Below are 4402 nucleotides of genomic sequence, written 5' to 3' on the forward strand. Positions count from 1 at the left end.
CCCACGGTGCGGCGGCGGGACGGTTCGGGGGCCGGTGCGTCAGCGCCGGACCTTGCGGGTGGCGCGCAGCCACTCCTTGTTCATCGCGGCGATCGAAGGGAGCGGGATTCCCTTCGGGCAGGCGGTGGCGCATTCGCCGGTCAGGGTGCAGCCGCCGAAGCCCTCCTCGTCCATGGTGGCGACCATGTCGAGCACCCGGGTCTCCCGTTCGGGCGCGCCCTGCGGGAGCACGTTGAGGTGGTTGATCTTCGCCGAGGTGAAGAGCATCGCCGAGCCGTTGGGGCAGGCGGCGACGCAGGCGCCGCAGCCGATGCACTCGGCGTGCTCGAAGGCGAAGTCGGCGTCCGGTTTGGGCACCGGGGTGGCGTGCGCGTCGGGTGCCGTACCGGTGGGGGCGGAGATGTAGCCGCCGGACTGGATGATGCGGTCGAAGGCCGAACGGTCCACCACCAGGTCCTTGATGACCGGGAAGGCCGAGGCGCGCCAGGGCTCGATGTCGATGGTGTCGCCGTCCTCGAAGGACCGCATGTGGAGCTGGCAGGTGGTGGTGCGTTCGGGGCCGTGCGCGTCGCCGTTGATGACGAGACTGCACGCGCCGCAGATGCCCTCGCGGCAGTCGTGGTCGAAGGCGACGGGCTCGTCGCCTTCGAGGATGAGTTCCTCGTTGAGGGTGTCGAGCATTTCGAGGAACGACATGTCCTGCGAGATGCCGTCGACTTCGTAGGTGGCCATGGCGCCGGGCGCCTCTGCGTCTCGCTGGCGCCAGACGCGCAGGGTGAGCTTCATGCGTAGCTCCGCTGGGTGGGGTGTACGTACTCGAACACGAGGTCTTCCTTGTGCAGGACGGGGGCCTCGCCGGTGGTGGTGAACTCCCACGCGGCGGCGTAGGAGAACTCCTCGTCCCGGCGGGCGGCTTCGCCGTCCGGGGTCTGGGACTCCTCGCGGAAGTGGCCGCCGCAGGACTCGGCGCGGTGGAGGGCGTCGAGGCACATCAGCTCGGCGAGCTCCAGGTAGTCGACGATCCGGTTGGCCTTCTCCAGCGACTGGTTGAACTGCTCGCCGGTGCCGGGGACCTTGACGCGGCGCCAGAACTCCTCGCGGATCAGGGGGAGTCGGGAAAGCGCGGTGCGCAGGCCTTCCTCGGTGCGGGCCATCCCGCAGAATTCCCACATGAGTTCGCCGATCTCGCGGTGGAAGGAGTCGGGGGTGCGGTCGCCGTCGACGGCGAGCAGCAGGTTGAGCCGGTCCTCGGTCTCGGCGACCGTCTCCACCACCGTCGGGTGGTCCGCGTCCACGGGGGTGGTGTGCGGGTTGCGGGCGAGGTAGTCGTTGATGGTGGACGGCAGGACGAAGTACCCGTCGGCGAGTCCCTGCATCAGCGCGGAGGCGCCGAGGCGGTTGGCTCCGTGGTCGGAGAAGTTGGCCTCGCCGATCGCGAAGAGGCCGGGGATCGTGGTCTGGAGGTCGTAGTCGACCCAGAGGCCGCCCATCGTGTAGTGCACGGCCGGGTAGATCCGCATGGGGGTCTCGTACGGGTCCTCGGCGGTGATCCGGGCGTACATGTCGAAGAGGTTGCCGTACTTCTCCTCGACCTTGGCGCGGCCCATCCGGGCGATGGCGTCGGCGAAGTCGAGGTAGACGCCCTGGCCGCCGGGGCCGACGCCGCGGCCCTCGTCGCAGACGTTCTTCGCGGCGCGGGAGGCGATGTCGCGGGGGACGAGGTTGCCGAAGGCGGGGTAGATCCGCTCCAGGTAGTAGTCGCGCTCGTCCTCGGGGATCGTGTTGGCCGGGCGGTCGTCACCCTTGGCCTTGGGGACCCAGATCCGGCCGTCGTTGCGGAGCGACTCGCTCATCAGGGTGAGCTTGGACTGGTGGTCGCCGGTGCGCGGGATGCAGGTGGGGTGGATCTGGGTGAAGCAGGGGTTCGCGAAGTGCGCGCCGCGCCGGTGGGCCCGCCAGACGGCGGTGGCGTTGGAGTTCATCGCGTTGGTCGAGAGGTAGAAGACGTTGCCGTAGCCGCCGCTGGCCAGCACGACCGCGTCGGCGAAGTAGGTGTCGATCCGTCCGGTGACCAGGTCGCGGGCGACGATGCCGCGGGCCCGCCCGTCGACCACGATCAGGTCGAGCATCTCGGTGCGCGCGTGGAGTTCGACGTTGCCCGCGGCGATCTGCCGGGACAGTGCCTGGTAGGCGCCGAGCAGGAGTTGCTGTCCGGTCTGGCCGCGGGCGTAGAAGGTACGGGAGACCTGGACCCCGCCGAAGGAACGGTTGTCGAGCAGGCCGCCGTACTCACGGGCGAAGGGGACGCCCTGGGCGACGCACTGGTCGATGATCTCGACGGAGATCTGCGCGAGCCGGTGCACGTTGGACTCACGGGCGCGGAAGTCGCCGCCCTTGACGGTGTCGTAGAAGAGCCGGTGGACGGAGTCGCCGTCGTTGCGGTAGTTCTTCGCGGCGTTGATGCCGCCCTGCGCGGCGACCGAGTGGGCGCGGCGCGGGGAGTCCTGGAAGCAGAACTGGACGACGTGGTAGCCCTGTTCGGCGAGGGTGGCACCGGCGGAGCCGCCGGCCAGTCCGGTGCCGACGACGATCACCGTGTGCTTGCGGCGGTTGGCCGGGTTGACGAGCTTGGCCTCGAAGCGGCGGGTGTCCCAGCGTTCGGCGACGGGGCCCTCGGGGGCCTTGGTGTCGACGAGGGGCTCGCCCGTCCGGTACTGCGTGTAGTCGCTCATGTCAGCTCACGACTCCGGTCATGACGGCAACGGGTACGGACACGAATCCCGCGGTGAGCACCACCGCGATCACGTTGGCAAGGGTCTTCAGGACCCGGTCGCGGGTGGCGCTGCCGACTCCGAGGGTCTGCGCGGCACTCCAGAATCCGTGCTGGACGTGGAGGCCGACGGCGAGCACCGCGACGATGTAGATGACGTTGCCGTACCAGGTGGAGAAGGTGTCGACGACGTTCTGGTACGGATGCCCGGCCTGGAACCCGCCGCTGTGCACGGTGCCGGTGGTGAGGTCGAGGATGTGCCAGACGATGAAGAGCGCGAGGATGATGCCGCCCCACCGCATGGTCCGGGTGGCGTAGCTCGCCCGGGCCCTCTTGTGGACGTAGCCGACGGGGCGCGCCCTGAGGTCGCGCCGGCTGAGCTGGTACGCGGAGACGGCGTGCAGCACCACCGCGGCGACCAGCACCAGCCGGACGATCCAGAGCGCCCATTCGTGGTGGAGGAAGGGCTCGCCGAGGGTGCGCAGCCAGTGCGCGTAGTGGTTGAACTCGCCGGGCCCGAAGAAGATCTTCAGGTTGCCCAGCATGTGGACGACCAGGTAGCCCAGCATGATCAGGCCGCTCGCTGCCATGATCGTTTTCTTGCCGACGGTCGAGTCCCAGAGCGTACGCGTCATGGACGGCCGTCGTTCCGCCCGCGTTGCCAATGCCATGGGCACGACGGTAGGGCCGCAGGTCCCCATCGGTCCAAGAGATGGCCACGCTGATCTCCATAGGCATTGCCTATGCGACGGGTTTAACCTGCCTTTATGCACTTCCAGCAGCTCGCCTATTTCGTCGCCGTCGCCGAGGCCCGGCACTTCACCCGGGCCGCCGAGGCGGTGCACGTCTCCCAGCCCTCGCTGTCCCAGCAGATCCGGGCCCTGGAGAAGGAGCTGGGCGCGGAGCTGTTCAGCCGGGCCCGGGGCAACATCGCGCTGACCGACGCGGGCGAGACCCTGCTGCCGCTGGCCCGCCGCATCCTCGCCGACGCGGAGACCGCGCGCCGCGAGGTGCAGGAGCTGGTGCTGCTGCGGCGCGGGCGCATCCGCCTGGGCGCCACCCCGAGCATCTGCACCGGCCTGCTGCCCGACGTTCTGCGGGCGTACCACGACCGGCATCCGGGGATCGAACTCCTGCTGGAGGAAGGCGGTTCGCACGACCTGGTACGCCAACTGGCACGCGGGGCGCTCGACATCGCCCTGCTGGTGCTCCCCCTGCCTGCCGCCTCACCCGCGTTGACCACGGTGGAACTGCTGCACGAGGACTTGGTCGTGGTGTCGGCGGCGAACGCTCCGGCGCCCGGGCGGGGCAGGTCCGTGCGGATCGCCGATCTCCAGGGCGTGCCGCTGGTGATGTTCCGCCACGGCTACGACCTGCGCGAGCTGACCGTCGCCGCGTGCCGGGCGGAGGGCTTCGAGCCGTCGTTCACGGTGGAGGGCGGTGAGATGGACGCGGTGCTCGGATTCGTACGAGCGGGGCTCGGCATGGCCGTGGTGCCGCGCATGGTGGCGGGGCGGGCCGGCCAGGGCCTGCGGATGACGCCGCTGGCACCGCCCGGGCTGCGGCGGACCATCGCGCTGGCCCCCCCCCCGCCCCCGCGGCGCACCCACCCCCCCACAGCACACATCAGAA

General features: G+C 70.0%; 4 protein-coding genes. 1 reads left to right on the plus strand and 3 read right to left on the minus strand.

The features are described from left to right. Nucleotides 1–39: 39 nt before the first annotated feature. The 3 genes from ACWD3D_RS33790 to ACWD3D_RS33800 are packed head-to-tail and all read right to left on the minus strand — an operon-like array spanning nt 40 to nt 3441. Nucleotides 40–786, minus strand: a complete 747-nt coding sequence (locus ACWD3D_RS33790) for a succinate dehydrogenase/fumarate reductase iron-sulfur subunit (protein WP_451464531.1) — start codon at nt 784–786, stop codon at nt 40–42. After that, complete coding sequence (locus tag ACWD3D_RS33795; protein WP_451464532.1) at nt 783–2732, minus strand: fumarate reductase/succinate dehydrogenase flavoprotein subunit; 1950 nt, start codon at nt 2730–2732, stop codon at nt 783–785. Before ACWD3D_RS33795 ends, ACWD3D_RS33790 begins: the two co-directional genes overlap by 4 nt. 1 nt (nt 2733) lies before the next feature. Further along, nucleotides 2734–3441: a succinate dehydrogenase gene (locus ACWD3D_RS33800; protein ID WP_451464533.1), complete on the minus strand. Its 708-nt coding sequence runs from the start codon at nt 3439–3441 to the stop codon at nt 2734–2736. A 96-nt stretch (nt 3442–3537) separates the two neighbouring features. Between ACWD3D_RS33800 and ACWD3D_RS33805 the strand changes: the two genes are divergently transcribed. Next, a partial coding sequence (locus ACWD3D_RS33805; RefSeq protein WP_451464534.1) for a LysR family transcriptional regulator occupies nt 3538–4402 on the plus strand: 865 nt, incomplete at its 3' end.

It is taken from the genome of Streptomyces sp. NPDC002690, assembly GCF_053592415.1.

What these genes read in the sequence shown, in the direction of transcription:
- ACWD3D_RS33800 (WP_451464533.1), bottom strand. Translation starts at nt 3,441, where the DNA reads ATGGCATTGGCAACGCGGGCGGAACGACGGCCGTCCATGACGCGTACG.
- ACWD3D_RS33795 (WP_451464532.1), bottom strand. Translation starts at nt 2,732, where the DNA reads ATGAGCGACTACACGCAGTACCGGACGGGCGAGCCCCTCGTCGACACC.
- ACWD3D_RS33790 (WP_451464531.1), bottom strand. Translation starts at nt 786, where the DNA reads ATGAAGCTCACCCTGCGCGTCTGGCGCCAGCGAGACGCAGAGGCGCCC.